The following is a 24870-nucleotide window of genomic DNA, read 5'->3' as shown; positions in this document are numbered from 1 at the left end:
CCCGGTCGCGGGCGGAGGGCGGCACGTGAGAGCGGCCTGGCGGGGGCTCCCCGCGGCGCTGCGCATCGCGGTCGTCTACGCGGCCGCGCGTCTGGTCACGATCGGCTTCATCCTGATCGCGGCGGCGCTCGCCTCTCCGGAGACGCAGCTGCCCTCCGGCAACCCGCTGTCGGATTTCGCGCTCGCGTGGGACGCGCAATGGTACTGGACGGTCGCCTACGACGGCTATCCCTCCGAGCTGCCGCGGGACGCGGACGGGCACGTGACGGAGAACGCCTGGGCGTTCATGCCCGTCTACGCATACCTGGCCCAGGCGGTCGCCGTCGCGCTCGGGGCGGCGTGGGGCGTCGGCGGCTTCCTCGTGTCGTTCGTGTCGGGCTATCTCGCGTGCCTGGCGCTGCACCGCCTGCTGCGGGTGCGGCAGGGCGAGGGCGAGGCGATGTGGGCGGTCGTGCTGTTCGCGTGCGGGCCGCTCGCGGGGCTCTTCCACGCCGGCTACGCCGAGTCGCTGTTCCTGCTGCTGCTGTTCCTCGCGCTGCTGTGCGTCGTGCGGCGGCGGTGGTGGTGGCTCTACCTGCTCGTGCCCGTCATGGGATTCACGCGCCCCGGCGTGCTCGCGTTCGCCCTCCTGCTGGGGCTGTACGGCATCCACCGCTGGCTCGCGCGCCGCGACGACCCGCTGCCGGCGCGTGAGATCGCGCACATCGTCGCGCTCGGCGCGCTGGCGACCGCCGTGGGCTTCGCCTGGCAGGTCATCGCCGCGGTCGTCACGGGGGAGCCCGGCGCCTATCTCGACACCGAGCTCGCGTGGCGCCGCTCGTGGGTGGGCACCGAGCACTTCCTGCCGCTGGAGGGCTGGTTCCAGGGCGCGGACGTGTGGTTCGGCGTGTGGGGTCTGCCCGCGTGGCTCGCGCCCGTCGCGGTCGTCGCGCTCATGCTCGCGGCGGCGGCGCTGCTGATCCTGCCGCGGGCGGTGCGACGCGTCGGCCCGGAGCTGCGCCTGTGGGCGGGGAGCTACCTCGTGTACCTCTTCCTCGTCTTCTTCCCGCAGTCCAGCGTGTTCCGGCTGCTCGCGCCGCTGTCGCCGCTGTGGGGCGCGTTCGCCGCGGTGCGCTCGCGGGGCGTGCGGATCGCGGTGCTGGCGCTCGGGCTGCTCGGCCAGTGGTGGTGGATCTGGAATATGTACGGACAGGGCAGCAGCTACTGGCAGGTGCCGTGAGCGGCATCGGCACCAGTTCTTAACCGTTCGCGAATGGACCAGACCCGGCCGACCGATAAACTAAGCACGCAGACACCTAGGAAAGGGAGCCCGCCATGGCAGCCATGAAGCCCAGAACCGGTGACGGACCGATGGAGGCCGTGAAGGAGGGGCGTCTCATCATCGTTCGCGTGCCGCTGGAAGGCGGCGGCCGGCTGGTCGTCTCGGTCAACGACGACGAGGCGAAGGAGCTCTACGGCGTCCTCGGCGAGGTCGTGAACGCGGCCTGATCGCTTCAACAAAGGGCCCCGAGCGCATGCTCGGGGCCTTTTCGTGTCCGCGCGCCTCAGGTGGCCCGGACCGTGGTGAGCTGCAGCAGCCCCTCGCCCACGGGGGCGAGGGCCGCGACGACCGCGGCCGACTCCTGCGTCTCGCGCAGCAGCGTGCGGTACGTGGTGGTGAGGTCGTCGCGCTGCACCGGATCGGCCACCTTGCCGCCCGCCAGCACGCGCGGCACGAGCACCGTGCCGCCGGGGCGCGCGAGCCGCAGCCCGTGCGCGACGTAGTCGATGACGTGCTCGGGGTCGGCGTCGACGAGCACGAGGTCGTATGCCGCCTCGTTCATCCGCGGCAGCACCTCGGCCGCGCGCCCGGTGATCCAGCGCACCCTGGTCGATGGCACCCGGGCGGCCTGGAAGGACTCGCGGGCCGCGGCGAGGTGCTCGGGCTCGCTGTCGATCGTCGTGAGCGTCGCCTCCGGGGCCCCGTGGAGCAGCCAGAGGCCCGAGACGCCGGCGCCCGTGCCGACCTCGATGATCGTGCGCGCGGCGGTGGCGGCGGCCAGGAAGGCGAGCTGCGCGCCGACGGCGGCGCTCACCGGCGCCGCTCCCAGCTCGCGCGCGTGCTGCCGCGCGCGGGCGATGTGCTCCGGCTCGGTCACGCTCTCTCGGACGAATCGGGCGATCGCATCGTGCTCGCTCATGTCAGAAGCCTACGGCGCGGCGGGGCCGAGCGTGTCGCGCGTCGCCGCGGCGAACGGGAACGGCCCGCCCGCCACGGGTACGATGAACCCCGTGGAGTTCGGCCTGTCGTTCGAGAAGATCATCCTGATCGGCGTCGTGGCCGCGCTCCTGATCGGCCCGGAGCGACTGCCCCGCTACGCCGAGATGCTCGGACAGTTCGTGCGCCGCGCGCGCGACTGGATGCAGGGGGCCCAGGAGCGCGTGAAGCGCGAGATGGGCGAGGACTTCGAGGACGTCGACTGGCGCCGGCTCGATCCCCGGCAGTACGACCCGCGCCGCATCATCCGCGAGGCGCTGCTCGAGGAGCCCGCCGTCTCGGCCACCGCCGTGGCGCCGCGACGGCCGTCGGCCGGTGCCGCCGCGGCGGGCGCCGGGGCGACGGCGATCGCCCCGGCCCGGCCCGCCGCGCGCCGCCACTTCAGCGCCGCCGAGCCGCCCCCGTACGACCCCGAGGCCACCTGACCGCGGCGCGTCTTCGCCGGTCGAGGCGACCGGGGGTCAGGACGGCGAGAAGGGCAGGCGGCGACCGGTGAGGCCGCGCGGCTGGGCCGCGATCGTCGCCGCGAGGCCGGTGATCGCGCGGGCCGCCGGATCGTCCGGGTGCGCGACGACGACGGGATCGCCCGCATCGGCCGAGGCGCGCAGCGCGGGGCTGAGCGGGATCGACGCGAGCACGGGCACGGCGGCGTCCTGGTCCTCGGACAGGGCGCGGGCGACCTCGTCGCCGCCGCCCGAGCCGAACAGGTCGAGCGTCGTGCCGTCGGGCAGGGTCATCGCCGCCATGTTCTCGACCACGCCGGCCACGCGCTGCCCGGTCTGGCGCGCCACGAGCCCGCTGCGCACCGCCACGTCCGAGGCGGCGGCTTGCGGCGTGGTGACGACGAGCACCTCGGCGTGGGGGAGCAGCTGGCCGACCGAGATCGCCACGTCGCCTGTGCCCGGCGGCATGTCCAGCAGCAGCACGTCGAGGTCGCCGAAGTACACGTCGGTAAGGAACTGCTGCACGGTGCGGTGCAGCATCGGCCCGCGCCAGGCGACGGCGCCGAGCCGCCCGTCCTGGCCGCGCTGCAGGAACATGCCGATCGAGATGGCCTTCACGCCGTGCGCGACGGGCGGCAGCATGAGGTCGTCGAGCTGCGTCGGCTGCGCGATCTCGCCGCCGCGCGCCAGGCCGAGCAGGGCGGGGATCGAGAAGCCGTGCACGTCGGCATCGACGAGCCCCACCTTGAGGCCGCGCGCGGCGAGGGCGACGGCGAGGTTGGCCGTGACGGTCGACTTGCCGACGCCGCCCTTGCCGCTCGTGACGGCGATGACCCGCGTGAGCGAATCGGGCCCGAAGGGCATCACCCGCGCCGGCCCGCCGCGCAGCCGGTCGGTGAGCGCCTGCCGTTCGGCCGGGGTCATCACGCCGATCTCGAGCGCGACCTCGCCCACGCCGGGCACGCCCTCCGCCGCGCGGCGCACGTCGGCCTCGATGCGGTCGGCGGCGGGGCAGCCGACGATCGTCAGGGCGATCTCGACGCGCACGGCGTCGCCGGCGGCCGTGACGCCGCGCACCATGTCGAGCTCGGACAGCGGGCGGCGCAACTCCGGATCGGAGACGCGGCCGACCGCCTCGCGCACCCGCTCGGCGAGGTCCGTCACGCCCGATCCCTCCGGCGCCGCTCGCCCGGGGGCTCGGGGGAGCCGTCGTCGCCCAGCTCGGCCAGCAGCGCGCGCAGCTCGTCGCGCAGCGCCTCGCGCGTGACCTGCCCCTCGCGCAGCTCGTCGATCGTCATCCGCAGCGCCACGATCTCGCGCGCCATGTACTCGGTGTCGGCGAGGTTGCGCTCGGCGCGCTGGCGGTCCTGCTCCATCGAGACGCGGTCGCGGTCGTCCTGCCGGTTCTGGGCGAGCAGGATGAGTGGGGCCGCGTACGACGCCTGCAGCGACAGCATCAGCGTGAGCGCGGTGAAGCCGAGCGCGGCGGAGTCGAACCGCCACGCCGCCGGGGCGAGCGTGTTCCACGCCATCCACACCGCGCAGAAGAGCGTGAGCCCGAGCAGGAACCACGGCGTGCCCATGGCGCGCGCGATCCATTCGGTCGCCTGACCGAACCGGTCGCTGCCCTTGGGCTGCGTCTCCACGAAGCGCGGGGTGCGGCCCCGCGGCGTCTCGAGGTCGCGGGCGCGCGCCATCACCGCGCACCTCCCGGCGGCAGCGCGATCGTGCCCGTCTCGGGCGGCGCGGTGATGCGCTCGTCGTCGGCGTCCTGGGATCGCCAGTCGTCGGGCAGCAGGTAGTCGAGCACGTCGTCGACCGTGACCGCGCCGACGAGGCGGTGGGCCTGGTCGACCACGGGCATGGAGACGAGGTCGTAGCTCGCCAGGCGGCGCGCGGCCTCGGCCGCCGGGGCCGTCACGAGCAGCGGCTCGAGCGTGTCGTCGAGGATCGCGCCGACGCGCTCGTGCGGGGGATAGCGCAGCATCCGCTGGAAGTGCACGGCCCCCAGGAAGCGGCCCGTCGGCGTCTCGTACGGCGGCAGCGTCACGAACACGCTCGCGGCGAGGGCGGGGTGCAGCTCGTGCCGCCGGATGAGGGCGAGCGCCTCGGCGATCGTCGCGTCGGCGGGCAGGGTGATGGGCTCGCTCGTCATGAGTCCGCCGGCGGTGTCGGGGCCGTAGCGCAGCAGCATGCGCACGTCCTCGGCCTCGTCGGGCTCCATGAGCTCGAGCAGCTCCTCGAGGCGCTGCTGCGGCAGCTCGGCGAGCACGTCCGCGGCGTCGTCCGGATCCATCGAGTCGAGGATGTCGGCGGCGCGCTCGTCGCCGAGGCGCTCGAGGATGCGCACCTGGTCCTCCTCGGGCATCTCCTCGAGCGCGTCGGCGAGGCGCTCGTCCGAGAGCTCCTCGGCCACCTCGATGAGGCGCGCCTCCGGCAGATCCAGCAGGGTGTTGGCGAGGTCGGCGGGCTTGAGGTCGGCGAACGTCTGGGCCAGCCGCTCGGCCGACTGCGCCTCGCCGGGCCGGCGCTGCTCGCGCACCTCGCTCCACGTGGCGGACGTCGTGGGGCCCTTCGCGAACGGCGAGGCGCTCGTCTTGGGCTTGCGCAGGAACAGCTGCCCGATCGACCACTCGCCGAGCCGGTTCGGCTCGATCGCGACGTCCTCGATGACGGCGGTGCCCGTGCCGTCGACGAACTCGACCCGGCGGCCGATCATCTCGGCCATGACGCGCAGCTCGCCTGCGCGGGGCTGGAAGCGGCGCACGTTGATGAGGCCGGTGGTGATCACCTGGCCGGTCGAGATCGAGGTGATCCGACCGATCGAGAGGAACACCTGGCGGCGGCCGGGGATCTCGCACACGAGGCCGATCACGCGCGGCGAGCCGGAACTTCGGTACACGACGACGACGTCCCGGACCCGCCCGAGACGGTCGCCGGAGGGGTCGAAGACCGGGCATCCCGCCAGGCGCGCCACGAAGACCCTCTGCGTACTCACGCCTCCCAGCGTAGACCGCGGTGCCCGGGCGGGACGGGGGCGCGCCTGGAACCGCGCGGCACAGGGCATCCATAGCCGGCGCAAAGGCGCGCGCGGGCGGCGCGTGGGATGATCGAGGCATGAGCATGCTGGGTGGGACGGGCCGGACGCCGCAGAACGTCGGCGAGACCGTGGCGCGGTACGACGACTACGAGGCCGCGCAGAAGGCGGTGTCCAAGCTCATCGAGGCCGAGGTCCCGGCGCGCGAGATCAGCATCGTGTGGGCGGGACTCAAGGCGGTCGAGATGGTGACGGGCCGCATGGGCTACGCCCGCGCGGCGTGGTCGGGAGCGCTCAACGGCGCGTTCCTCGGGCTCATGTTCGGCGCCATCATCACGCTGCTGTCGCCGACCCTCTCGATCCAGGTCCTGCTGGGCTGCCTTCTCGTGGGCGTCGCGATCGGCATGATGATGCAGATCCTGACCTACTCGCTCACGCGCCGCCGCCGGGACTACACGAGCATCACGGCGCCGATCGCCGACCACTACGAGATCGCCGTCTCGGGACCGCACGTGTCCAGCGCGCGCGACGTGCTGGGCGGCGGCGACCGCCCGGGCAGGGTCGCGCCGTCCGCTCGCGCCGCCGCGCCGACGCCGCCGGCGCCCCTCGAGCCTCCGCGCTACGGCATCCGCATCGACGACCGCCCGGCCTCCGCGCCGCAGGCGCCGACGATCCCGCCCGTGCCGCCGCTCCCGCCGCAGGCCGCTCCCGTGCCGCCCGCGCCCGGGGATGCGCCCCAGGCCGAGCCGGCGGAGCCGCGCGCCGACGAGCCGCGGTCGGACGAGCCCCAGTCGGACGAGCCGCGCGCCGACGAGTCCGAGTCCGAGGGCCCGACCGGGCGCGACGCCGACCGCGCGTGACGGCCGGGGCCCGCATCCGCGTCGCCGTCGCGCTGCCGGCGGGCCCGGTCGATGTCGGGGCCGCCTGGAGCGGGCCCGCCGACGCGGCCGACACCGTCGTGATCGCGCACGGCGCGGGCGCCGGCATGGACCACCCGTTCCTCACGGGGTTCGCGGCGGGGCTCAACGACCTCGGCATCCGCACGCTGCGCTTCGAGTTCCCCTACGTCGCCGCGGGCCGCCGCATGCCCGGCCCCGCCGCGCACGCGATCCTCGCCTGGCGCGCCGTGCTCGCCGAGGCGCGCACGCGGGCCGAGCGCGTGTGGGCGTGCGGCAAGTCGTACGGCGGGCGGATGGCGTCGATGGCGGCCGCCGAGGGCGACTTCCCCGTCGAGGGGCTCATCTACCTCGGCTATCCGCTGCACCAGCCGGGGCGGCCCGAGAAGCCGCGAGCCGAGCATCTGCCGCGCGTGACGGTGCCGCAGCTGTTCGTCGAGGGCGAGAACGATCCGTTCGTTCAGCCGCGCGAGCAGCTCGAGGCCGCGGTCGCCGACTGCCGCGACGCGCGGATCGCGTGGATCGCGGGCGCCAATCACTCGTTCGAGGTGAAGGGCGCGCGGCGCCCGGCGGACGGGATCGGCCGCGGTCTCGCGCCGCTCGTGGCGGAGTTCGTGCGCGGCGCGTAGGACGCGGACGCAATGTTTCGTCACACTTCGCCGGCCGGGCCGCGGAGCGGGCAGGATGGCCACGTGATCCTCACATGTCGCTGTTGTCGCTGAGCGCATTCGCGCGCCCGCAGACAGCCATCGACAGCGCCCGCGCCCCGCGCGGCACCGAGAGGAACAATCCCATGCGCTACGCGCGCAGCATCGCCGAGCTCGTCGGCAACACCCCGCTCGTCCGTCTGAACCGCGTCACCGAGGGCATCGCCGCCACGGTGCTGGCGAAGGTCGAGTACCTCAACCCCGGCGGCTCCGCCAAGGACCGCATCGCGGCGCGCATCATCGACGCCGCCGAGCGCGACGGGCTCCTGCGGCCCGGCGGCACGATCGTGGAGCCGACCAGCGGCAACACCGGCGTCGGGCTCGCGCTCGTCGCCCAGCAGCGGGGCTACCGCACGGTCTTCGTCGTGCCCGACAAGGTCTCCGAGGACAAGCGGGCCGTCCTGCGCGCGTACGGCGCCGAGGTGGTCGTGACGCCCACGGACGTCGCGCCGGAGGATCCGCGTTCGTACTACAGCGTCTCAGACCGGATCGTCGCCGAGACTCCGGGGGCGTACAAGCCATCGGCGGGCTGCGCGACGGCTACGAGTACGGCCGCGCGGCCAACCCCACGCGCACGGCGCTGCAGCGGCAGCTCGCCGCGCTCGAGGGCGGCCGCCACGGGCTGTCGTTCGCCTCGGGCCTGGCCGCCGAGGACGCGCTGCTGCGCGCCCTGCTGCAGCCGGGCGACACGGTGCTGCTGGGAGACGACGTCTACGGCGGCACGTATCGGCTGCTCACCCGCATCCTCGGACCGTGGGGCGTGACCGTGAGCGTGGTCGACCTCGGCGACGCCGACGCGGTGGGTGAGGCGCTGCGGCGCGAGAGCCCGCGCGTGGTGTGGCTCGAGACGCCGAGCAACCCGCTGCTGAGGATCGTCGACATCGCCGCGCTCGCGGACGCCGCGCACGCCCACGGCGCGACCGTCGTCGTCGACAACACGTTCGCGTCGCCGGCCCTGCAGCGCCCGCTCGCGCTGGGCGCCGACGCGGTCGTGCACTCGACGACGAAGTACCTCGGCGGCCACTCCGACGTCGTCGGCGGCGCCGTGGTGCTCGACGACGACGGGCTCGCGGAGCGCGTCGGCTTCCTGCAGTTCGCCGCGGGCGCGGTCTCGGGCCCGCTCGACGCCTGGCTCACGACGCGCGGCATCAAGACGCTCGGCCTGCGGATGGAGCGCCACAGCGCCAACGCGCAGCGCGTGGCCGAGTTCCTCGACGCGCACGACCGCGTGGCCCGCGTGTACTACCCGGGCCTTCCGTCGCATCCGGGCCACGACATCGCCGCGCGGCAGATGTCGGGCTTCGGCGGCATGGTCTCGCTCGCCCTCGAGGACGCCGCCGCGGCGCGGCGCTTCGCCGAGGGCACGCGCCTGTTCCAGCTCGCCGAGTCGCTCGGCGGGGTGGAGTCGCTCGTGAACTACCCCGACGCCATGACGCACGCCTCGGTCCGCGGCACCGCGCTCGCCGTGCCGCCGGAGGTCGTGCGCCTGTCGGTCGGCGTCGAGGACGTCGACGACCTGCCGCAGGACCTCGACGACGCGCTGCGCTGAGCCACCCGCGGCGAGCCCGGCGGCCTCAGCTCGAATCGCCGCGGGACGGGGTCAGCGCGGCTCCGCGCAGATCGGTCAGGGCGACGGCGTCAGCGCGCGAGGCGCGCGATCCAGGCCTCGACCTCGTCGGCCGTGCGGGGGATGCCGGCCGAGAGGTTCACGGGGCCGTCGGCCGTCATGAGGATGTCGTCCTCGATGCGCACGCCGATCCCGCGGTACTCCTCGGGAACGGTGAGGTCGTCGATCTGGAAGTACAGGCCGGGCTCGATCGTGAAGACCATGCCGGGCTCGAGGATGCCGTCGTAGTACATCTCGCGACGGGCGGCGGCGCAGTCGTGCACGTCGATGCCCAGGTGGTGGCTCGTGCCGTGCACCATGTAGCGGCGGTGCTGGCCGCCGCGGTCGGCGTCGAGCGCCTCCTCGGCGGTGACGGGCAGCAGGCCCCACTCCGCGGTGCGCGCGGCGATGACCTCCATGGCGGTCTCGTGCACGGTGCGGAACGTCACGCCCGGGCGGGCGGCGGCGAAGGCCGCGTCGGCCGCCTCGCGCACGGCCTCGTAGACGCGGCGCTGCACGGGGCTGAACGTGCCGTTCACGGGCAGCGTGCGGGTGATGTCGGCGGTGTAGAGGCTGTCGACCTCCACGCCGGCGTCGATGAGCACGAGATCGCCCGGCACGACGCGGCCGTCGTTGCGCGTCCAGTGCAGGTAGCACGCGTGGGGGCCGGCCGCCGCAATGGTGTCGTAGCCCTCCCAGTTGCCGTCGCTGCGGGCGCGCTGGTGGAAGACGCCCTCGATGATCCGCTCGCCGCGGGGGTGCTCGATCACGCGCGGCAGCTCGCGCACGATGTCGTCGAAGCCGCGCGCCGTGACGTCCACGGCCACGCGCAGCTGCTCCTGCTCGTACTCGTCCTTCACGAGGCGCAGCTCGGAGACGAAGCGGCTGAGCTCGGCGTCCTCGTCGAGCACGACGTCGCCCTCGCGCGCCTCGAACGCGTCGACGTGCGCGGTGGCCACGCCCAGGTCGGCCGCGACGCCGTCGAGGGACGGGCGCGGGCCGATCCAGAACTCGCCCACCGACGCATCCGAGTAGAACTCGGCCGTCGTGCGGTCGGCGCGCTCGCGGAAGTAGAGGGTGACGTCGTGGCCCTCGTCGGTCGGGTCGAACACGAGCACCGAGTCGGGCTCGGCGTCGCTGCCCCATCCGGTCAGGTGCGCGAACGCGGAGTGCGCGCGGAACGGGTAGTCGGTGTCGTTGCTGCGCTGCTTGAGCGAGCCGGCCGGGATCACGAGGCGCTTGCCGGGGAATGCCGCCGACACCGCCTTGCGGCGCCTCGCCGCGAACGGCGCCTGCTCGCGCGCGGGCGCGACGGGCTCGGCCTTCTCGGCCCAGCCCTCGCCGATCGTGTCGAGGAATCCCTGCGGGAACGGCTGCTTGCGGTTGGAGGTCGCCTCTGCCTGCTGCTGCTCCGCGGTCGTCGTGTCGCTCATGCCTCCAGTGTCTCACCCGCGCCCGGCACAGGGGTGCCGCGGCGGCGCCGCAGGGCGAGGGCGACGGACCCGGCGAGCCCGATCGCCGCCGCGAGGAGCACCGGCCAGGCGCCGTCGACGAGCCGCATCCGCAGCATCGTCACGCCCGACTCGAGCATCGGCCCCCACGACCCGAGGTTGACGCGCGACGCGACGGCGCCGAGCAGGCCCCACAGCAGCGCGGGCGCGAGCCACAGCAGCGCGAGCGAGCCGATCCACGCGCCGGGGCGCCGGCCGGTCCACGCGAGGATCGCGCCGACGAGGATCGCCGGAAGCCAGTGCGAGCCCCACACGAGCGCGGCCGGCGGACCGAGCGAGAACGGGCCGGCGACGTCGAACCACGCCCGCAGCCAGAACCCGGCCGCCACGGCGCCGGCCGCGAGTCCCAGGGCGGCGCCGGTCACCGGCGCGCGGGTCGCGAGGTGCAGCGCGAGCACGCCGATCGCCGCCGAGACGACGCAGAACACGACGATCGCGGTGACGTAGAGCGCGGCGGCCGTGGAGATCGAGCGCACGTCGGTCGCGAAGGTCGGCGAGCCCGCCTGGCGCATGCCGCCCGCGGTGACGATCCCCGTCTGCGCGATCGCGACCGCCTGCACGATCGCGATGCCGCCCGTCGCGAGCCAGCGGCCCCGCGCGGCCACGCGATCGCGCAGCGCGAGCCCCGCGAGCGCGCCCGGGAGCGCGAGCAGGCCGAACAGCGACGGCAGCGTGTACTGGCTGAACGGCAGCAGCGCGAAGGGCATGTCGGCGGGCAGGGTCGGGGTCGCCCACAGGTTCTGCAGGGGCAGGCGCATGCCCGTGGCGATCCACGGCAGCAGGGCGAGGAGGGCGGCGATGACGCCGACGAGGACGGCCGCGACGGCCGGGATCCGTTTCGGGGAGCTCACGCCGTGAGCGTGCCAGCGCCCCGTGACAGATCGCTGGGAGACGCCGGCGGGGTGCGTCAGCCGGCCGGCTCGAGCTGCACGACGAGGGGGCGGTGGTCGCTGCCCGCCTTGTCGAGGTTCGTCAGCACGATGGAGCCGGTGGGGCGCCACGCGTCGGAGTGCAGCACGTGGTCGATCGGGGTGCCCAGCAGCGAGGGGATGCTCGTCGGCCAGGTGCCGACCGCGCCGTTGCCCGTCTCGGCGGCGGCATCGGAGCAGTAGCCGAGGTCGTGCCCGTCCACCCCGAAGCGCTGCATGTGATCGATCGTCGCGTTGAAGTCGCCGGCGATGATCACGTTGCCGTCGGCACACTGATCCGCGATCCAGCGCAGATCGTCCCGCCACGCGTCCATGTACGCGGGGCGGGGCGCCACCGCGTGCACGGCGACGACGATGGGGCCTGTGCCGTCGACCGGCATCGCTACGGCGCTCGGCAGCACCGTGGTGTTGCTGGAGCCGTCGCTGGAGGACTCGATGACCGAGTAGTCGCCCAGCTCGGGTGAGATGAGGATCGTCGTCTCCCAGGCCTGCGGCGTCGGCGCGTCCTGGTCGTTGTACGCCACGTGGTGCACCCACATGGGGCGCCCGAGCTCGCGCATCTCGACGGCGACCTGCTCGCCCACCGACTGCGCCGTCTCGGGCAGGGCGATGATGTCGGCGTCCATCGCGATCGCCGTCTGCGCCACTCGGAACGCGCCCGTGGCGTCGCCCGCCGTGTTCCAGGTCATGACCCGCACGCTCGTGTCGGTCGCGGCGGGCAGCGTGTCGTCGCCGTAGCCGCGCATGCCGAGCGCGACGCCGCCCAGGATCGCGCCGACCGCGGCGACCATCGCCATCGACAGCGCGAAGCCGCGCGCCGCGCGCGAGGCGGCGACGAGCAGGAAGAACAGCGCGATGCCGGCGAAGCACACCACCAGCAGACCGCGCACCGCGATGATCTGCGCGATGGGGAACATGTGCTCCACGCGGAAGAAGCGGGGGAACGAGAGCACCGCGGTGGCGCATGCGAACAGCACCGTGAAGAGGAACCCGAGCACACGCACGAGGCGAGCCTACGGTCGTCACCTGGGCGTATGGCGGATGTCGGCCGTGTGCCGCGTGGCCGCGCGCCATCGGATCGGCGGCCCGCGCCGCCCGCATTACCATCGGGGGAATGGGCGATGAACGAGCGGCCGGGCCCGCGGATCTGCACCTGCACTCGGCCTGCTCGGACGGCACGGAGCCGCCCGCCGCGGTGTGCGTCGCGGCGCACGCGGCGGGGATGCGCACGATCGCGCTGACCGACCACGACACGACGATCGGGTGGGACGAGGCCGCCGACGCCGCCGCGTCGCTCGGCATGACGCTGCTGCCGGGGGCCGAGGTCTCGGCGAAGCACCGCGGGCGCAGCGTGCACGTGCTCGCCTACCTGTTCGATCCGGCGGCTCCCGAGCTGGCGGCGATGATGCAGCGGGTGCGGGAGGACCGGATCGGGCGCGCCGAGCGACTCGTCGGCAACCTGGCGCGCGACTACGACATCGCGTGGGACGACGTGCTCGCGCAGCGCGTGGGCGATGCCACCGTGGGCCGCCCCCACATCGCCGACGCCCTCATCGCGAAGGGCATCGTGCCGAGCCGCGAGGAGGCCTTCGCCGACATGCTCCACCCCGCGAGCCCGTACTACGTCGCCCACTTCGCGCCGTCGCCGCTCGACGCCGTGCACGCCATCGCGGCGGCCGGGGGAGTGTCGGTGATCGCGCACCCCGCCGGCCGCGGCATGCTGCCCGTCCCCGTGCTGGAGGAGCTGATCGGCGCGGGCCTGGGGGGACTCGAGATCGATCACCGCGAGAACACCGCGGCGGGCCGCGAGACGCTGCGCGAGCTCGCCGCCGCGCACGATCTCATCGTCACGGGATCGAGCGACTACCACGGCGCCGGCAAACCGAACCGCATCGGCGAGAACACGACATCGCCCGAGGCGGTGGCGCGCATCATCGACGCGGCGACGGGGATCGAACCCGTCACGCCCTAGGTCGACGGGCGCGCGTACTCCGAGCCGGTGGCGGTGCGCTCGAGCAGCCCGTAGTCGACGAGATAGCGCCGCAGCACGGCGACGTCGTCGGTGAAGGACGCGAGCCGCTCGTTGATCTCGCGCTCCGCCACGACCTCGCCCTGGCGCAGCGCCCGCTCGGCGATGAGGGCGAGCAGCTCGCCGCGGACCGTCTTGTTCGCCGGATACTGGGCGATGCGGCCGTCCGCGTCGAGGAAGCGCTCGGGGCCCGTCGCGCGCGGGGGCGCGGGCGCCGCGCGCAGGGCGGCGCGGAACACCTCGCCGTCCGCGATCCAGCGCCCGTCCGCCTCGGTGACGAGGCCGGCGCCCACGAGCGTGTCGGCCACGTGGCGGCGGCGCGACGGGCTCAGCCCCTCGAACGCGGCGTCGGCGTCGCCCGCGACGATCCGGGCGTACGCCACCCGGGCGGCGTCGTTCGCCAGCGCCGCGACGATCGCCCGCCAGGTCTCCACGCGCGCTCCGTGCGTGCGGGTCAGGCGCCCTGCGCGGCCTGACCGGACGAGCGGCGGCGGCGACGACGGCGGCGCGCCGCGGCGGGCTTGCCGTCGTGGTGCTCCTTGCCCGCGCCGTCGTGCGTGCCCGCGCCCTCGGGCTTCTCGCCCTCGGCGGTCGCGGCCGCGCCGCCCTCGCCCGATCCGGCATCGTCCGTGCGGTGGCGCCGGCGGCGCGACGATCCCTCGCCCTCGCCCGCGCGCTGCGCGGACGGCTGGCGCCGGGGACGCTCGGCCTTCGGGGCGGAGGCGATTCGCCCCTTCGTGCCCTCGGGGATGTTCAGATCCGTGAACAGGTGGGGGCTCGACGAGTAGGTCTCGGTGGGCTCGGGCTGGCCGAACTCGAGGGCGCGGTTGATGAGCGCCCACTTGTGCAGGTCGTCCCAGTCCACGAACGTCACGGCGATGCCCGTCTTGCCCGCGCGGCCGGTGCGGCCCGCGCGGTGCAGGTACGTCTTGTCGTCGTCGGGGATCGTGTGGTTGATCACGTGCGTGATGTCGTCCACGTCGATGCCGCGTGCGGCGACGTCGGTGGCCACGAGCACGTCGACCTTGCCCGCCTTGAACGCGGCCATCGAGCGCTCGCGCTGCTCCTGGCCCATGTCGCCGTGCACGCCGCCCACGTTGAAGCCGCGGTCGTTCAGCTCGTCGACCAGGCGCTGGGCCGCGCGCTTCGTGCGCGTGAAGATCACGACCTTGCCGACGCCCTCGGCCTGCAGGATGCGGCCGATGATCTCGTCCTTGTCGAGCGAGTGGGCGCGGTAGACGATGTGCTTGATGTTCGCCTGGGTGAGGCCCTCGTCCGGATCCGTGGCGCGGATGTGGATGGGGTTCGACATGAAGCGGCGCGCGAGCGTGAGGATCGGGCCGGGCATGGTCGCGCTGAACAGCTGCGTGTGCCGCTTGGCGGGCAGGCGCGTGAAGATCTTCTCGATGTCGGGCAGGAAGCCGAGGTCGAGCATCTTGTCGGCCTCGTCGAGCACGACCTCGGTTGCGTTCGACAGGTCGAGGAGGCGCTGGTTGGCGAGGTCGATGAGGCGGCCGGGCGTGCCGACCACGATCTGCGCGCCCGCCTTGAGCTGGTCGATCTGCCCCTCGTACGCCTTGCCGCCGTAGATGGCGACGACGCTCGTCGAGCGGTTGGAGGTGAGCAGGTCCATGTCCTCGTACACCTGCACCGCGAGCTCGCGGGTGGGCACGACGACGAGCGCCTTCACGCCGGGCTCGGGGTCGAGGCCCAGGCGCTGCACCACGGGGATGCCGAAGCCGAAGGTCTTGCCGGTTCCCGTCTTGGCCTGGCCGATGACGTCCTGTCCGGGCATCGACAGCGGGATCGTCTGCTCCTGGATCGGGAAGGCGTCGGCGATGCCCTTGGCGGTGAGTGCGTCGATGATGTCCTGATCGACACCGAGGTCGGCGAATGCGGTCACTGTGAATCAAGCCTGTCCGGCGGCGCGCGCCGCCCGTACGAAGGGTCCACGCCGTTCTCGATTCCCAGGCGCGGCGCCCCGCGTCCGTCGGCGGGGCCGTGAACCAGCCTAGGGGATCGGTGCGGGGAAGCCCCTGAGCGGCGCGTGGCGCGCGCATCCGCGTGGCGCGGGCGCCGCCGCGTAGGATCGCCTCCGTGGTGAACTGGTTCTGGCGGCGCCGGCCGCCCGCGCGCATCCTCAAGCTGCGCTCGCGCGGCGACCTCGGCGACGCGCGCCGCGTGGACTTCGCCGAGCTGGCACCGGACGTCGCCACGTTCCTCGGCCAGGCCGCGTACCTGCAGCTGGGCTACTTCGAGACCCTCACGCGCCTCATCCGCGCCACGCCGGAGCTGGCCGAGAAGGAGGCGCTCTCGCTCGCCGCCGGCCGCGCGCTGCGCAAGCACCGCCAGATCGTGCGGCTCATCGCCGACCGCGTGGGCGATCCGACCGAGGTGATGCTGCCGTTCCGCGAGCAGCTCGACGCGTTCCGCGGCGCGACGATCGGCGCGCGTCCGCGCGAGACCATGCTGTCGGTGTACATCACGGCGGGCATGCTCGACGACTTCTACCTGGCGCTGGCCTCGAGCTACGGATCGACGGGGCGGCGGGTGTCGGAGATCCTCGGCGAGGCGAGCGACCGCGATCAGCTCGAGCAGCTGCTGCGCGCCACGATCGAGGGCGACGACGAGATGCGATCGCTGCTGTCGATGTGGGCGCGCCGCCTCGTGGGCGACACGCTGCTCGTGGCCCGCGCGGCGCTCGCGCCCGAGCGGTTGGGCCTCGACGACGAGAAGCGCGTCGAGCCGGTCTTCACGGCGCTCATGGCCGCCCACGCGCGCCGCATGGACGCGCTCGGCCTCGCCGCCTGATCCCGGCTTCCTCAGCGAGACAGCATCTGCGCGCCGAGACAGTGGCGTGTGCACGCTGTCTCGGCGCGGGAATGCTGTCTCGCGGGAACCAGGGGGCCGGATCAGGCGATGCGGAGGCGGCGGCGCTCGGCGTCGTCGCGGCGGGTGCGGGCGATGCCGAGGGTGACCGCGACGGCGGCGGAGACGACGATCGCGGCGGCGAGGGTCGCGACCCACTGCCACGGATTCGCCTCGCCCCAGCCGATCCACGTCAGCGCGGCGTAGACGGCGGCGGCGACGAGGGCCGCCACACCCGGGGTCAGCACGATGCCGCGCGTCTCGCGGTGGGGGAGCGCGTAGTGCAGGCCGATGCCCAGCGCGATGGCCCCGATCAGCGCCAGCAGGATGTACATGTCAGGAGACGAAGCCGACGGGGCGCTTGCCCTCGGACCCGATCTCGACGTACGCGAGGTTCGCGACGGGGACGAGGTAGGTCGTGCCCTTCGCGTCGACGAGCTCGATGTGCATGGTGCCCTCCTTGAGGGCCGCGGCGATGGTCTTCTTGACGGTCTCGGCCGACTCGGCGGACTCGAAGCTGAGCTCGCGGCCGGTGTTGGTGATGCCGATGCGGATCTCCACGGATGACTGCCTTTCGTCGCGCGCGCCACGGCCGGTGCCGGGCTGGTGTCAGCCTATGCGATCGGCCGTGGGCGGGGCGGCGCGCACGCTGACGGCGAACAGGGGCGGCGGCCCCGCGATGCGGCCGCGCGATGTCGGCGGTGCTGGCTACCGTGGAGTCGTGCCCCTCGAGACCCCCGACCTCGCGCAGCGCGCCGTCATCGACCTGCCCGCCGACGCGTCCGGCACCGTGATCGGCGCGCCGGGCACGGGCAAGACGACGGCGCTCGTCGAGCGCGTGTCGCGGCTGCTCGCGTCCGCCGCCCTCGGCCCGGAGGCCGTCGTGGTGCTCACGCCCACGCGGCCGTCGGCCACGCGGCTGCGCGACGAGCTCGGCGTGCGGGTCGCCGTGGCGACCCCCGGCCCGCTCGCGCGCTCGATCGGGTCGCTCGCCTTCCAGATCGTGCGGGCCGATACCGTGCGGCGCGGCGAGGACCCGCCCCAGCTGCTCACGGGGGCCGATCAGGACCGGATCATCGCCGAGCTCCTGGAGGGCGACGAGCTGGACGAGGCTGCGGGCCGCTCCCGCTGGCCCGCGCACCTCGGCCCCACCGTCCGCCGCTCGGCCGGCTTCCGCTCGGAGCTGCGCGCCTTCCTCTCGGAGCTCACCGAGCTGGGCGTCGCGCCGGCGGAGCTGGAGGCGCTCGGATCGGAGACGTGGACGGCGGTGGCGGGATTCGTGCGCGACTACCGCAACGTGCTCTCGGGCATGCGCGCCGCGCACCGCGACAGCGCCGAGCTGTACCGCGAGGCGGCCGAGGTGCTCGCGAGCGGCCAGCCGCTGGGCGAGCTGGATCGGCTGCGCGCGGTGCTCATCGACGACGCGCAGGAGCTGACGCGCGGCGGGATCGACCTGGTGGCGGCCCTGCGTGCCCGCGGCGTCGCGGTGCTCGCCTTCGGCGACCCCGACATCGGATCGGGCGCCTTCCGCGGAGTGACGCCCGAGCTGTTCGCGCGGCTGGCGGGCGTGCTCGGCCCCGTGCACGTGCTCGACGCGGACCATCGCGGACACGCGGCGATCGCGCGGCTGGCGCGCGCCGTGACGCAGCAGATCGGCGCGGGCGGACGAGTGGAGCACCGCCGCGCGCCCGGGCCGGAGGTCGAGGCGCCCGGCGTCGTCGAGGCGCGCATCGCGTCGTCGCCGTGCGAGGAGGCCGACCGCATCGCGTGGGCGCTGCGGTCCTGGCATCTCGACGACGGGGTGCCGTGGGAGCGCATGGCGGTGATCGCGCACGACACGCGGCAGATCACGGCCCTGGAGACCGAGCTCGCCGCGCGCGAGGTGCCCACGCGGGCGGCGGGCGTGCAGCGCCCCCTCGGCAGCGAGCGCGCCGTTCGTCAGCTCGTGGAGCTCGTGCGGCTGGGGCTCGCGGAACCCGAGGAGCGCGAGGGCGAGGCGCTGCTCGAGGCCCTGCGCTCGCCGTTCGGCGGGCTCGACGGCGTGGGGGCGCGCCGGCTGCGCGCGCGGCTGCGACACCGCGAGCTCGAGGCCGGCGGCACGCGGCCCGCGCGCGAGCTGCTGCGCGAGGCGCTGAACGATTCCGTGCACCTGACGTTCATCGACACCGCCGAGGCGCGCTCCGCGCACCGCCTCGCCGAGACGCTGCGCCGGCTGCACGAGCTCGGTCGCGCCGGCGCGACGATCCACGAGCTGCTGTGGGAGGCGTGGGATCGCGCCCGCACGCCCGACGGGCGGCGGCTGTCGCGCGCGTGGCACGAGGTCGCGGTCTCCGCGCAGCCCCTCGCGGCCGAGACGGGGCGCGCGCTCGACGGCCTCGTGGCGCTGTTCGACGCGGCCAAGCGCTACAACGAGCGCTCACCCGGGGAGGGCCCGGAGCCGTTCATCCACGACATCCTCGACAGCGACGTGCCCGAGGACGCGCTCACCGCCCCCGAGCGCCCCGGCACCGTCACCCTGCTGACGCCGGCGATGGCGCTGGGAACGGAGTTCGACGCCGTCGTGATCGCGGGCGTGCAGGACGGCGTGTGGCCCAACGTGCGGCTGCGCGGCGGCCTGCTCGACTCCTGGCGGCTGGCCGACGCGGTCGCCGCCGCGCGATCCGGCACCGCCGCCCCCGAGCCGGCTGGCGTGCTCGACCGCCGCAGGGCGGCGCTGCACGACGAGCTGCGGCTGTTCGTGCGGGCCGTGTCGCGGGCGCGCTCGCGGCTGCTCGTGACGGCCGTGGACGACGACGACGCCACCCCGAGCCCGCTGCTCACCCTGCTGCCCGAGCCTCCGGAGGACGAGGCGGCCGAGCCGATCGAGCATCCGCTCACGCTGCGCGGGCTCGTCGCGCGGCACCGCCGCACGCTCACGTCGGCCGCCCCCGATGCCGCGAAGGAGCACGCCGCCGCGCAGCTCGCGGTGCTGGCCGGCGAGGGCGTGCCCGGCGCCGACCCGGCGCAGTGGTACGGCGTGCGCGGCCCCTCCACGACCGCCCCCCTCGTCGATCCGGACGCGCGGCCGGTGCGCGTCTCGCCGTCGCGCATGGAGACGTTCGAGGCGTGCGGGCTCGACTGGGCGATCCGCGCGCTCGGCGGCGACACCGCCGGCGCGCCGTCGGCGGGCATCGGCACGATCCTGCACGCGGCGCTCGAGGCGGCGCCCGACGGCGACCTCGGCACGATGCGCGGCGTGCTCGACGCGCGCTGGGGCGAGCTGGAGTTCGAGGCCGGCTGGATCGAGCGCAAGGAGCGCCGGCGCGCCGAGGAGTACGTCGAGCGCCTGCATCGCTACCTGCGGCACGTGCACCACGAGGGCGGCCGGCCCGTCGCGGCGGAGGCGCGCTTCCGCCTCGCCGTCACGCTCGACGACGAGCCGCGCGTCGTCGGCATCCCCGAGGGAGAGCAGACGCCCGACCTCGGCCCGCACGCGCTGCTGAGCGGCATCATCGACCGCGTCGAGGCGTACCCCGCCGGCGGCGGCGAGCACGCCGACGCGCGCGGTCGCGGATGGGTCGCCACGCGCCCGGCGGACGGCGCGGCCGCGGAGGCCGTGGTGATCGCGGATCTGAAGACGGGCAAGTACGAGGACCGCACCTCCGACGCGAAGGTCGTCGAGGACGCGCAGCTGGCCTCCTATCAGCTCGCCGTCGAGGCGGGCCTCGTGCCCGGAGCCCCACCCGGCTCGCTCGCGGGGGCGCGGCTCGTGGTCGTCTCGCAGAAGACCGCGAAGTCGGCGTACCGCGTGGCGCACCAGCCCGCGCTCGGTCCCGAGGCGCGCGCCGCCTTCCTGCGCCGCGTCACCGAGGCCGCGCGCGGCATGTCGGCCGCCGGCTTCACCGCCAACGTCGACGTGCACTGCCGGGGCTCGCACCGGCCCACGCTGTGCCGCCCGCACACCGTCAAGGCGGTGAGCGCCTCGTGACCGCGCCCGCGATCGCCGCCGCGGCGCCGGCGTGGACCGGCCCGCTCGCGCTGTCGGCCGACGTGATCGCCGCCGCGCTGGGGCAGCCGACGCCCACCGCCGCGCAGCGCGAGGTCATCGAGGCGCCCGCGGGTCCGGCGCTCGTCGTCGCCGGTGCCGGCAGCGGCAAGACCGAGACGATGGCCGGGCGCGTGGTGTGGCTCGTCGCCAACGGCCACGTCGAGGCCTCGCAGATCCTCGGCCTCACCTTCACGCGCAAGGCGGCGGGCGAGCTGGCCGAGCGGATCGGCGCGCGCCTGCAGCGGATCGGCGAGTTCGACGAGCGCGGCCTGCTGCCGCACCTGCCCGAGATCGTCGCCTCCGGCGCGCTCGAGCGCATCGCCGCCGCGGCGCCCGAGGCGCAGCGCGCCGTGCGCCGGGCCGTGCTCGACGAACTCGCCGCCGCCTACGGCACCGGCTGGGATCCGTCGCGCGCCTCGGGCGTGGCCGGCCTGCTCGAGCGGCCGCGCGTGGCGACCTACAACGCCTTCGCCGACGCGATCGTGCGCGAGCACGCGGCGCGGATCGGCCGCGATCCCGAGGCCGCGCTGCTGTCGCAGTCGGCGTCGTGGCTGCTCAGCCGCGCCGTCGTGATGCGGGCCGACGAGGCGGGGCTCGATGAGATCGATCCGGCCCTGTCCACCATCGTCGAGGCCGTGCAGCGGCTGGCCGGCGACGCGCTCGACCACCGCGCCGACCTCGACGCGGTGGCGCGGCACGCGGCCGAGCTCGCCGAGCGCATGGAGCCGTTCGCGAACCGGCAGCGCGCCACCAAGGGCGACATCGAGAAGGCGTGCGACAACCTGCGCGCGCTGCCGCGGCTGCTCGAGCTCGTGCGCGAGTACGGCGCCGAGAAGGACCGGCGCGGCGTGCTCGACTTCGCCGACCAGGTCACGGGCGCGCTCGAGATCATCGAGGGGGCGCCGCAGGTGGGCCGCGAGCTGCGCGAGCAGTACCGCGTGGTGCTGCTGGACGAGTACCAGGACACCTCCGTCATCCAGACCCGGCTGCTGTCGACCGTCTTCCGCGACGCGCCCGTGATGGCCGTGGGCGACCCCAACCAGTCGATCTACGGGTGGCGCGGCGCGAGCGCCGACAACCTGCACGCGTTCGCCGCGGCGTTCGCGGCCGAGATGCCGGCGGCGCGCTACGACCTCATGATCAGCTGGCGCAACGACAGCGCCGTGCTGCGCGCGGCCAACCGCCTGCTCGAACCGCTGCGGCGGCCGGGCCGGCTGCCCGTCGAGCCGCTGCGCGACCGGCCGGGCGTGGGGGAGGGCCGCGTGGAGCACCGCTTCACCGGCACCGTCGACGAGGAGGCCGACGCCGTCGCGGAGTGGTTCGCGCAGGTGCGCGCGGCCCATGCGGGCGAGAGGCCGCACACGGGCGCGATCCTGTTCCGCGCCAAGAAGCACATGCAGACGTTCGCCGACGCGCTGGACCGCCGCGGCATCCCGCACCGCATCCTCGGGCTCGGCGGCCTGCTCGCCACCCCCGAGGTCACCGACGTCGTCGCGGCCCTGCGCGTGGTGCACGACCCCACGCAGGGCTCGTCGCTCATCCGGCTGCTCGTCGGCCCCCGCTTCGGCGTGGGCGTGGCCGACATGGCGGCCCTGTACGACCTCGCCACCACGCTGTCGCGCCGCGACGGCGCGCTCGTGCCGCTGTCGGACGAGCTGCTCGAGCGCATCCGGGCGTCGTCGGGAGCCGATGAGCAGGTCTCGATCATCGACGCCCTCGAGTTCGTGCGCTCGGTGCCGGACGACTACCGCCTGCTGGAGGCGATCACGCCCGAGGGCAGGGCGCGCCTGCGCGAGGCTGCCGGCGTGTTCGAGCGGCTGCGCCGGGCCGCCGGGCAGCCGATCCCCGAGCTGATCCGCCTCATCGAGCTCGAGCTGCGGCTCGATGTCGAGCTCGCGTCGAACGAGTCGCGCGGCCCGGCCCGCGTGGCCGCCACGCAGCTGCGCGCCTTCGCCGACGAGGTGCGCGCCTTCCTCGACGCGGACGAGCGCGGCACGATCGGCAGCCTGCTGGCCTGGCTGGCGCACGCGGAGGAGACGGACGAGCTCATGCCGCGGGCCGAGCCGCCGGAGCCGGGCGTCGTGCAGCTGCTCACGATCCACGGCTCGAAGGGCCTGGAGTGGGACGCCGTGGCGGTGGTGCGCATGGTCAAGGACGAGCTGCCCAAGAGCCCGCCCACGACCTTCGGCTGGCTCGGCTTCGGCCAGCTGCCCTACGCCTTCCGCGGCGATCGCGACGCGCTGCCGCACCTGGACTGGCACCCCGGGCCCGAGAGCACGGCCAAGGAGCTGGCCGCGGCCATCGCGGCGTTCAAGGCGGCCAGCCGCGAGCATCAGCTCGAGGAGGAGCGCCGCCTCGCCTACGTCGCGGTCACCCGCGCGCGCTCACGGCTGCTGCTGACGGGCTCGTCGTGGGCCGGGCAGTCCAAGCCGCGCGACCCCAGCACGTACCTGATCGAGGTGATCGACGAGCTCGGCCTGCCGCCCATCGAGCCGCCGGACGCCGACGAGAACCCCTACGAGGGCGAGGGCGGCACGCTGCAGTGGCCGCTCGACCCGCTCGGCGCCCGGCGCGCACCCGTCGAGGGGGCCGCGGCGCGCGTCCGCGCGGCCCAGGCGGGCGAGCCCGCCGAGCCGACGCCGCAGCTGCGCCGGCTGCTCGACGAGCGCCGCCGCCGCGAGAGCGCGCCGGCGCTGCGCCCGCCCACGCGCGTTCCCGCGTCGCGCTTCAAGGACTACGTGACCGACTTCGCCGGCACGGTCTCGCAGATCGCCCGGCCGATGCCGGAGCGTCCCTATCGCCAGACGCGGCTCGGCACGCTCTTCCACCAGTGGGTGGAGCAGCGCTCGGGCCTCGTTGGTCGTGGCCCGTCTCCCGACGACGCCCTGTGGGAGAGCGACGACGAGCTCTTCGGTGCCGAGGCGGCCGATCCCGGCCACGGCGCGGGCGAGGCGATGTCGGCGGCCGACGAGGCCGAGCTGGCCCGGCTGCGGGCGATCTTCGAGCGCAGCGAGTGGGCGCCGCTGCGCCCCCTCGAGGTGGAGACCGAGATCGACTTCGCCCTGCCGGGGCGCGACGGCGAGCCGCCGCACATCGTCATCTGCAAGCTCGACGCCGTCTACCGCCGCGGCGACCGCATCGAGATCGTCGACTGGAAGACGGGCGCCGCGCCGCGCACGGCCGCCGAGAAGCGCGACCGCCTGCTGCAGCTGGCCCTCTACCGGCTCGCGTACCACCGCAGGCACGGCGTGCCGCTGGAGCGGATCGACGTGGCGCTGTTCTACGTGTCGGACGAGCTCGTGCTGCGCGGCGACGACGTCTGGTCGGAGGAGGAGCTCGTCGAGCGGTGGAGGTCCGCGACGTCCATCGGCTCGGTGGCGCCCGGCTCGACCGGCTCCTGAGCCCGGGCATCCCGCGCATTCGCACTCGGGTCCGCCGCACCGCCGTCCGGATCGTCCCACGACAGATCGCCCGTGAGCGACAGCTCGGCGGGGTCGTACGCGTCGGTCTCCATGGCGGTGCCGCCCGCTCCCGCGGCGCGCTCGGCGCTCTCGGGCACGCGGCCCAGCACCGCGATGGCGTCGTCCATGCCGGTCTCGCCGTCGCGGCGCAGGCCCGCGAGCAGGTTGTTGTCGCGCACGCCGTCGGCGAGGGATTCCAGCAGCCCCGCGGCGTCGTCCACGACGTCGGAGCGGTGCGTCTCGAGGCCGTGCAGGAGCCAGCGGGCGAACTCGAGCTCGGCGTGCAGGCGGGCGCGCACCTCGAGCGCGTCGTCGGGCGCGCGGTGGGCCGCGGCTCCGTAGGCCGAGAACACGTGCGGCGCGGCATCGGGCGCCGACGCCACCCACTGCAGGTCGATGGCGGGGTCGTCGATCGACAGGCCGTGCCAGTCGAGCACGCCGGTCACGACGGGCGCGTCGCGCTCGTCGTCTCCGAACAGGAACGACGTCGCCTGCGTGCCGCCCAGGCCGACCGCCGACTCGAAGGCCCACAGCCTGTCGTCGTCGGCCGCCGTGCGCCAGCGCACCGTGAGGCGCACCGGCACCCGGCCGCTGGCCGCGGCGGCGTCGATCACGCGCGAGACGTCGGCGCGCGACTCCTCGGGCGAGCGCTCGGGAAGCCCCGCCGAGCGGACCACCGACGGCGGCAGGGCGTGGATCGCGGCGATCGTGCGGCCGATGGACGTCGCGGCGCCCTCGCCCGGCGGGATCTCGGCGGCCTCGATCTGGTAGCCGGGCAGCATCGTCATGGCGGTGGCGCGGCCCTGCCGCAGCACGGCCGATCCGAGGTACTCCGGCACCGACACCGGCAGCAGCTCGCGCACGCCGGGGGTGAGCGCCCGCAGCGCGACGGCCTCGGCGGCCAGCTCGCTCTCGGCCGATTCGTCGACGGGGGTGCGGATGACGACCTCTCTGCCGTCGGCCAGCGTGGCGACGGCGGCGTCGTATCGCCCCGCCCCTTCCGCCGTCAGCGGCCGGGTCGCGACGACCTCGGCGCCGGGCACGGCCGCCGTGACCGCCGCCGCTAGAGTGAAGGGAGAGCGTGCCATGCGTTTCAGGG

The 24870-nt window shown here is 74.7% G+C and carries 20 protein-coding genes and 3 pseudogenes; 11 read left to right on the top strand and 12 right to left on the bottom strand.

What is annotated here, in order from left to right; all coding sequences use genetic code 11:
• The first annotated feature begins 25 nt into the window (after positions 1-25).
• Together ACODR5_RS05025 and ACODR5_RS05020 are read left to right on the top strand one after the other, a co-directional pair.
• Positions 26-1219 (top strand): mannosyltransferase family protein, encoded by a 1194-nt coding sequence (locus tag ACODR5_RS05025; protein ID WP_488982927.1) that lies wholly within the window; start codon positions 26-28, stop codon positions 1217-1219.
• Positions 1220-1314: 95 nt separating this feature from the next.
• On the top strand, positions 1315-1488 hold the full coding sequence (locus ACODR5_RS05020) for a DUF3117 domain-containing protein (protein ID WP_261164427.1): 174 nt from the start codon (positions 1315-1317) through the stop codon (positions 1486-1488).
• A gap of 56 nt (positions 1489-1544) precedes the next feature.
• Here the strand turns inward: ACODR5_RS05020 and ACODR5_RS05015 are convergent, their stop codons facing one another.
• Positions 1545-2180: an O-methyltransferase gene (locus tag ACODR5_RS05015; RefSeq protein ID WP_449853380.1), complete on the bottom strand. Its 636-nt coding sequence runs from the start codon at positions 2178-2180 to the stop codon at positions 1545-1547.
• Positions 2181-2271: 91 nt separating this feature from the next.
• On the opposite strand from ACODR5_RS05015, the gene ACODR5_RS05010 reads away from it, so the two are divergent.
• Positions 2272-2682, top strand: coding sequence for a twin-arginine translocase TatA/TatE family subunit (locus tag ACODR5_RS05010; RefSeq protein ID WP_449853379.1), 411 nt, complete (start codon positions 2272-2274; stop codon positions 2680-2682).
• Between the two features lie 36 nt (positions 2683-2718).
• Here ACODR5_RS05010 and ACODR5_RS05005 read toward each other — a convergent pair whose 3' ends face one another.
• Genes ACODR5_RS05005 through ACODR5_RS04995 form a run of 3 tightly spaced genes read right to left on the bottom strand, consistent with a single transcriptional unit; the run spans position 2719 to position 5698 of the window.
• Positions 2719-3864 (bottom strand): Mrp/NBP35 family ATP-binding protein, encoded by a 1146-nt coding sequence (locus ACODR5_RS05005; protein ID WP_488982926.1) that lies wholly within the window; start codon positions 3862-3864, stop codon positions 2719-2721.
• On the bottom strand, positions 3861-4397 hold the full coding sequence (locus ACODR5_RS05000) for a DUF1003 domain-containing protein (RefSeq protein ID WP_488982925.1): 537 nt from the start codon (positions 4395-4397) through the stop codon (positions 3861-3863). Before ACODR5_RS05000 ends, ACODR5_RS05005 begins: the two co-directional genes overlap by 4 nt.
• A complete protein-coding gene (locus tag ACODR5_RS04995) occupies positions 4397-5698 on the bottom strand; it encodes a magnesium transporter MgtE N-terminal domain-containing protein (protein WP_460817374.1) in 1302 nt (433 codons plus the stop codon). The genes ACODR5_RS05000 and ACODR5_RS04995 overlap by 1 nt, the downstream gene beginning before the upstream one ends.
• Before the next feature lie 119 nt (positions 5699-5817).
• On the opposite strand from ACODR5_RS04995, the gene ACODR5_RS04990 reads away from it, so the two are divergent.
• The 4 genes and pseudogenes from ACODR5_RS04990 to ACODR5_RS04975 all read left to right on the top strand — a co-directional run.
• A complete protein-coding gene (locus ACODR5_RS04990) occupies positions 5818-6597 on the top strand; it encodes a YflT domain-containing protein (RefSeq protein WP_488982924.1) in 780 nt (259 codons plus the stop codon).
• On the top strand, positions 6594-7262 hold the full coding sequence (locus ACODR5_RS04985) for an alpha/beta hydrolase family protein (protein WP_488982923.1): 669 nt from the start codon (positions 6594-6596) through the stop codon (positions 7260-7262). Before ACODR5_RS04990 ends, ACODR5_RS04985 begins: the two co-directional genes overlap by 4 nt.
• Before the next feature lie 164 nt (positions 7263-7426).
• Positions 7427-7864 (top strand): annotated as a pseudogene (locus tag ACODR5_RS04980) (PLP-dependent cysteine synthase family protein); the annotation flags it as partial.
• Positions 7861-8889 (top strand): annotated as a pseudogene (locus ACODR5_RS04975) (cystathionine gamma-synthase); the annotation flags it as partial. The pseudogenes ACODR5_RS04980 and ACODR5_RS04975, both read left to right, overlap by 4 nt.
• Before the next feature lie 89 nt (positions 8890-8978).
• Here the strand turns inward: ACODR5_RS04975 and ACODR5_RS04970 are convergent.
• Genes ACODR5_RS04970 through ACODR5_RS04960 form a run of 3 tightly spaced genes read right to left on the bottom strand, consistent with a single transcriptional unit; the run spans position 8979 to position 12390 of the window.
• Positions 8979-10379: an aminopeptidase P family protein gene (locus ACODR5_RS04970; RefSeq protein WP_488982922.1), complete on the bottom strand. Its 1401-nt coding sequence runs from the start codon at positions 10377-10379 to the stop codon at positions 8979-8981.
• Entirely contained in the window at positions 10376-11308 is a 933-nt protein-coding gene (locus tag ACODR5_RS04965; RefSeq protein ID WP_488982921.1) for a hypothetical protein, read from the bottom strand. Before ACODR5_RS04965 ends, ACODR5_RS04970 begins: the two co-directional genes overlap by 4 nt.
• Before the next feature lie 56 nt (positions 11309-11364).
• Positions 11365-12390 carry an endonuclease/exonuclease/phosphatase family protein gene (locus tag ACODR5_RS04960; protein ID WP_460817383.1) on the bottom strand — a complete coding sequence of 342 codons (1026 nt, stop codon included), beginning with the start codon at positions 12388-12390 and terminating at the stop codon, positions 11365-11367.
• Positions 12391-12500: 110 nt separating this feature from the next.
• Here ACODR5_RS04960 and ACODR5_RS04955 point away from each other — a divergent pair, with 110 nt between their 5' ends.
• A complete protein-coding gene (locus ACODR5_RS04955) occupies positions 12501-13358 on the top strand; it encodes a PHP domain-containing protein (protein WP_488982920.1) in 858 nt (285 codons plus the stop codon).
• Here the strand turns inward: ACODR5_RS04955 and ACODR5_RS04950 are convergent.
• Both ACODR5_RS04950 and ACODR5_RS04945 read right to left on the bottom strand, forming a co-directional pair.
• Entirely contained in the window at positions 13355-13849 is a 495-nt protein-coding gene (locus ACODR5_RS04950) for a DUF2087 domain-containing protein (RefSeq protein ID WP_449853367.1), read from the bottom strand. The genes ACODR5_RS04955 and ACODR5_RS04950 overlap by 4 nt on opposite strands.
• A gap of 20 nt (positions 13850-13869) precedes the next feature.
• On the bottom strand, positions 13870-15318 hold the full coding sequence (locus ACODR5_RS04945; protein WP_488982919.1) for a DEAD/DEAH box helicase: 1449 nt from the start codon (positions 15316-15318) through the stop codon (positions 13870-13872).
• Between the two features lie 194 nt (positions 15319-15512).
• On the opposite strand from ACODR5_RS04945, the gene ACODR5_RS04940 reads away from it, so the two are divergent.
• A complete protein-coding gene (locus ACODR5_RS04940) occupies positions 15513-16226 on the top strand; it encodes a ferritin-like fold-containing protein (RefSeq protein ID WP_449853365.1) in 714 nt (237 codons plus the stop codon).
• Between the two features lie 101 nt (positions 16227-16327).
• Here ACODR5_RS04940 and ACODR5_RS04935 read toward each other — a convergent pair whose 3' ends face one another.
• Both ACODR5_RS04935 and ACODR5_RS04930 read right to left on the bottom strand, forming a co-directional pair.
• Entirely contained in the window at positions 16328-16618 is a 291-nt protein-coding gene (locus ACODR5_RS04935; RefSeq protein ID WP_449853364.1) for a hypothetical protein, read from the bottom strand.
• A 1-nt stretch (position 16619) separates the two neighbouring features.
• A complete protein-coding gene (locus ACODR5_RS04930; RefSeq protein ID WP_449853363.1) occupies positions 16620-16844 on the bottom strand; it encodes a DUF3107 domain-containing protein in 225 nt (74 codons plus the stop codon).
• 160 nt (positions 16845-17004) lie between these two features.
• Here ACODR5_RS04930 and ACODR5_RS04925 point away from each other — a divergent pair, with 160 nt between their 5' ends.
• Together ACODR5_RS04925 and ACODR5_RS04920 are read left to right on the top strand one after the other, a co-directional pair.
• Complete coding sequence (locus ACODR5_RS04925) at positions 17005-20250, top strand: PD-(D/E)XK nuclease family protein (RefSeq protein ID WP_488982918.1); 3246 nt, start codon at positions 17005-17007, stop codon at positions 20248-20250.
• Positions 20247-23711 (top strand): ATP-dependent helicase, encoded by a 3465-nt coding sequence (locus ACODR5_RS04920; RefSeq protein ID WP_488982917.1) that lies wholly within the window; start codon positions 20247-20249, stop codon positions 23709-23711. The genes ACODR5_RS04925 and ACODR5_RS04920 overlap by 4 nt, the downstream gene beginning before the upstream one ends.
• A 386-nt stretch (positions 23712-24097) precedes the next feature.
• On the opposite strand, the pseudogene ACODR5_RS04915 reads toward ACODR5_RS04920, so the two are convergent.
• Positions 24098-24859, bottom strand: a pseudogene (locus ACODR5_RS04915) (phosphotransferase); the annotation flags it as partial.
• Positions 24860-24870: the final 11 nt, after the last annotated feature.

It is taken from the genome of Microbacterium sp. FG3 (assembly GCF_057809335.1).
Note: the sequence above shows the minus strand (reverse complement) of the source record. Positions and strands in the feature narration are given on the sequence as shown.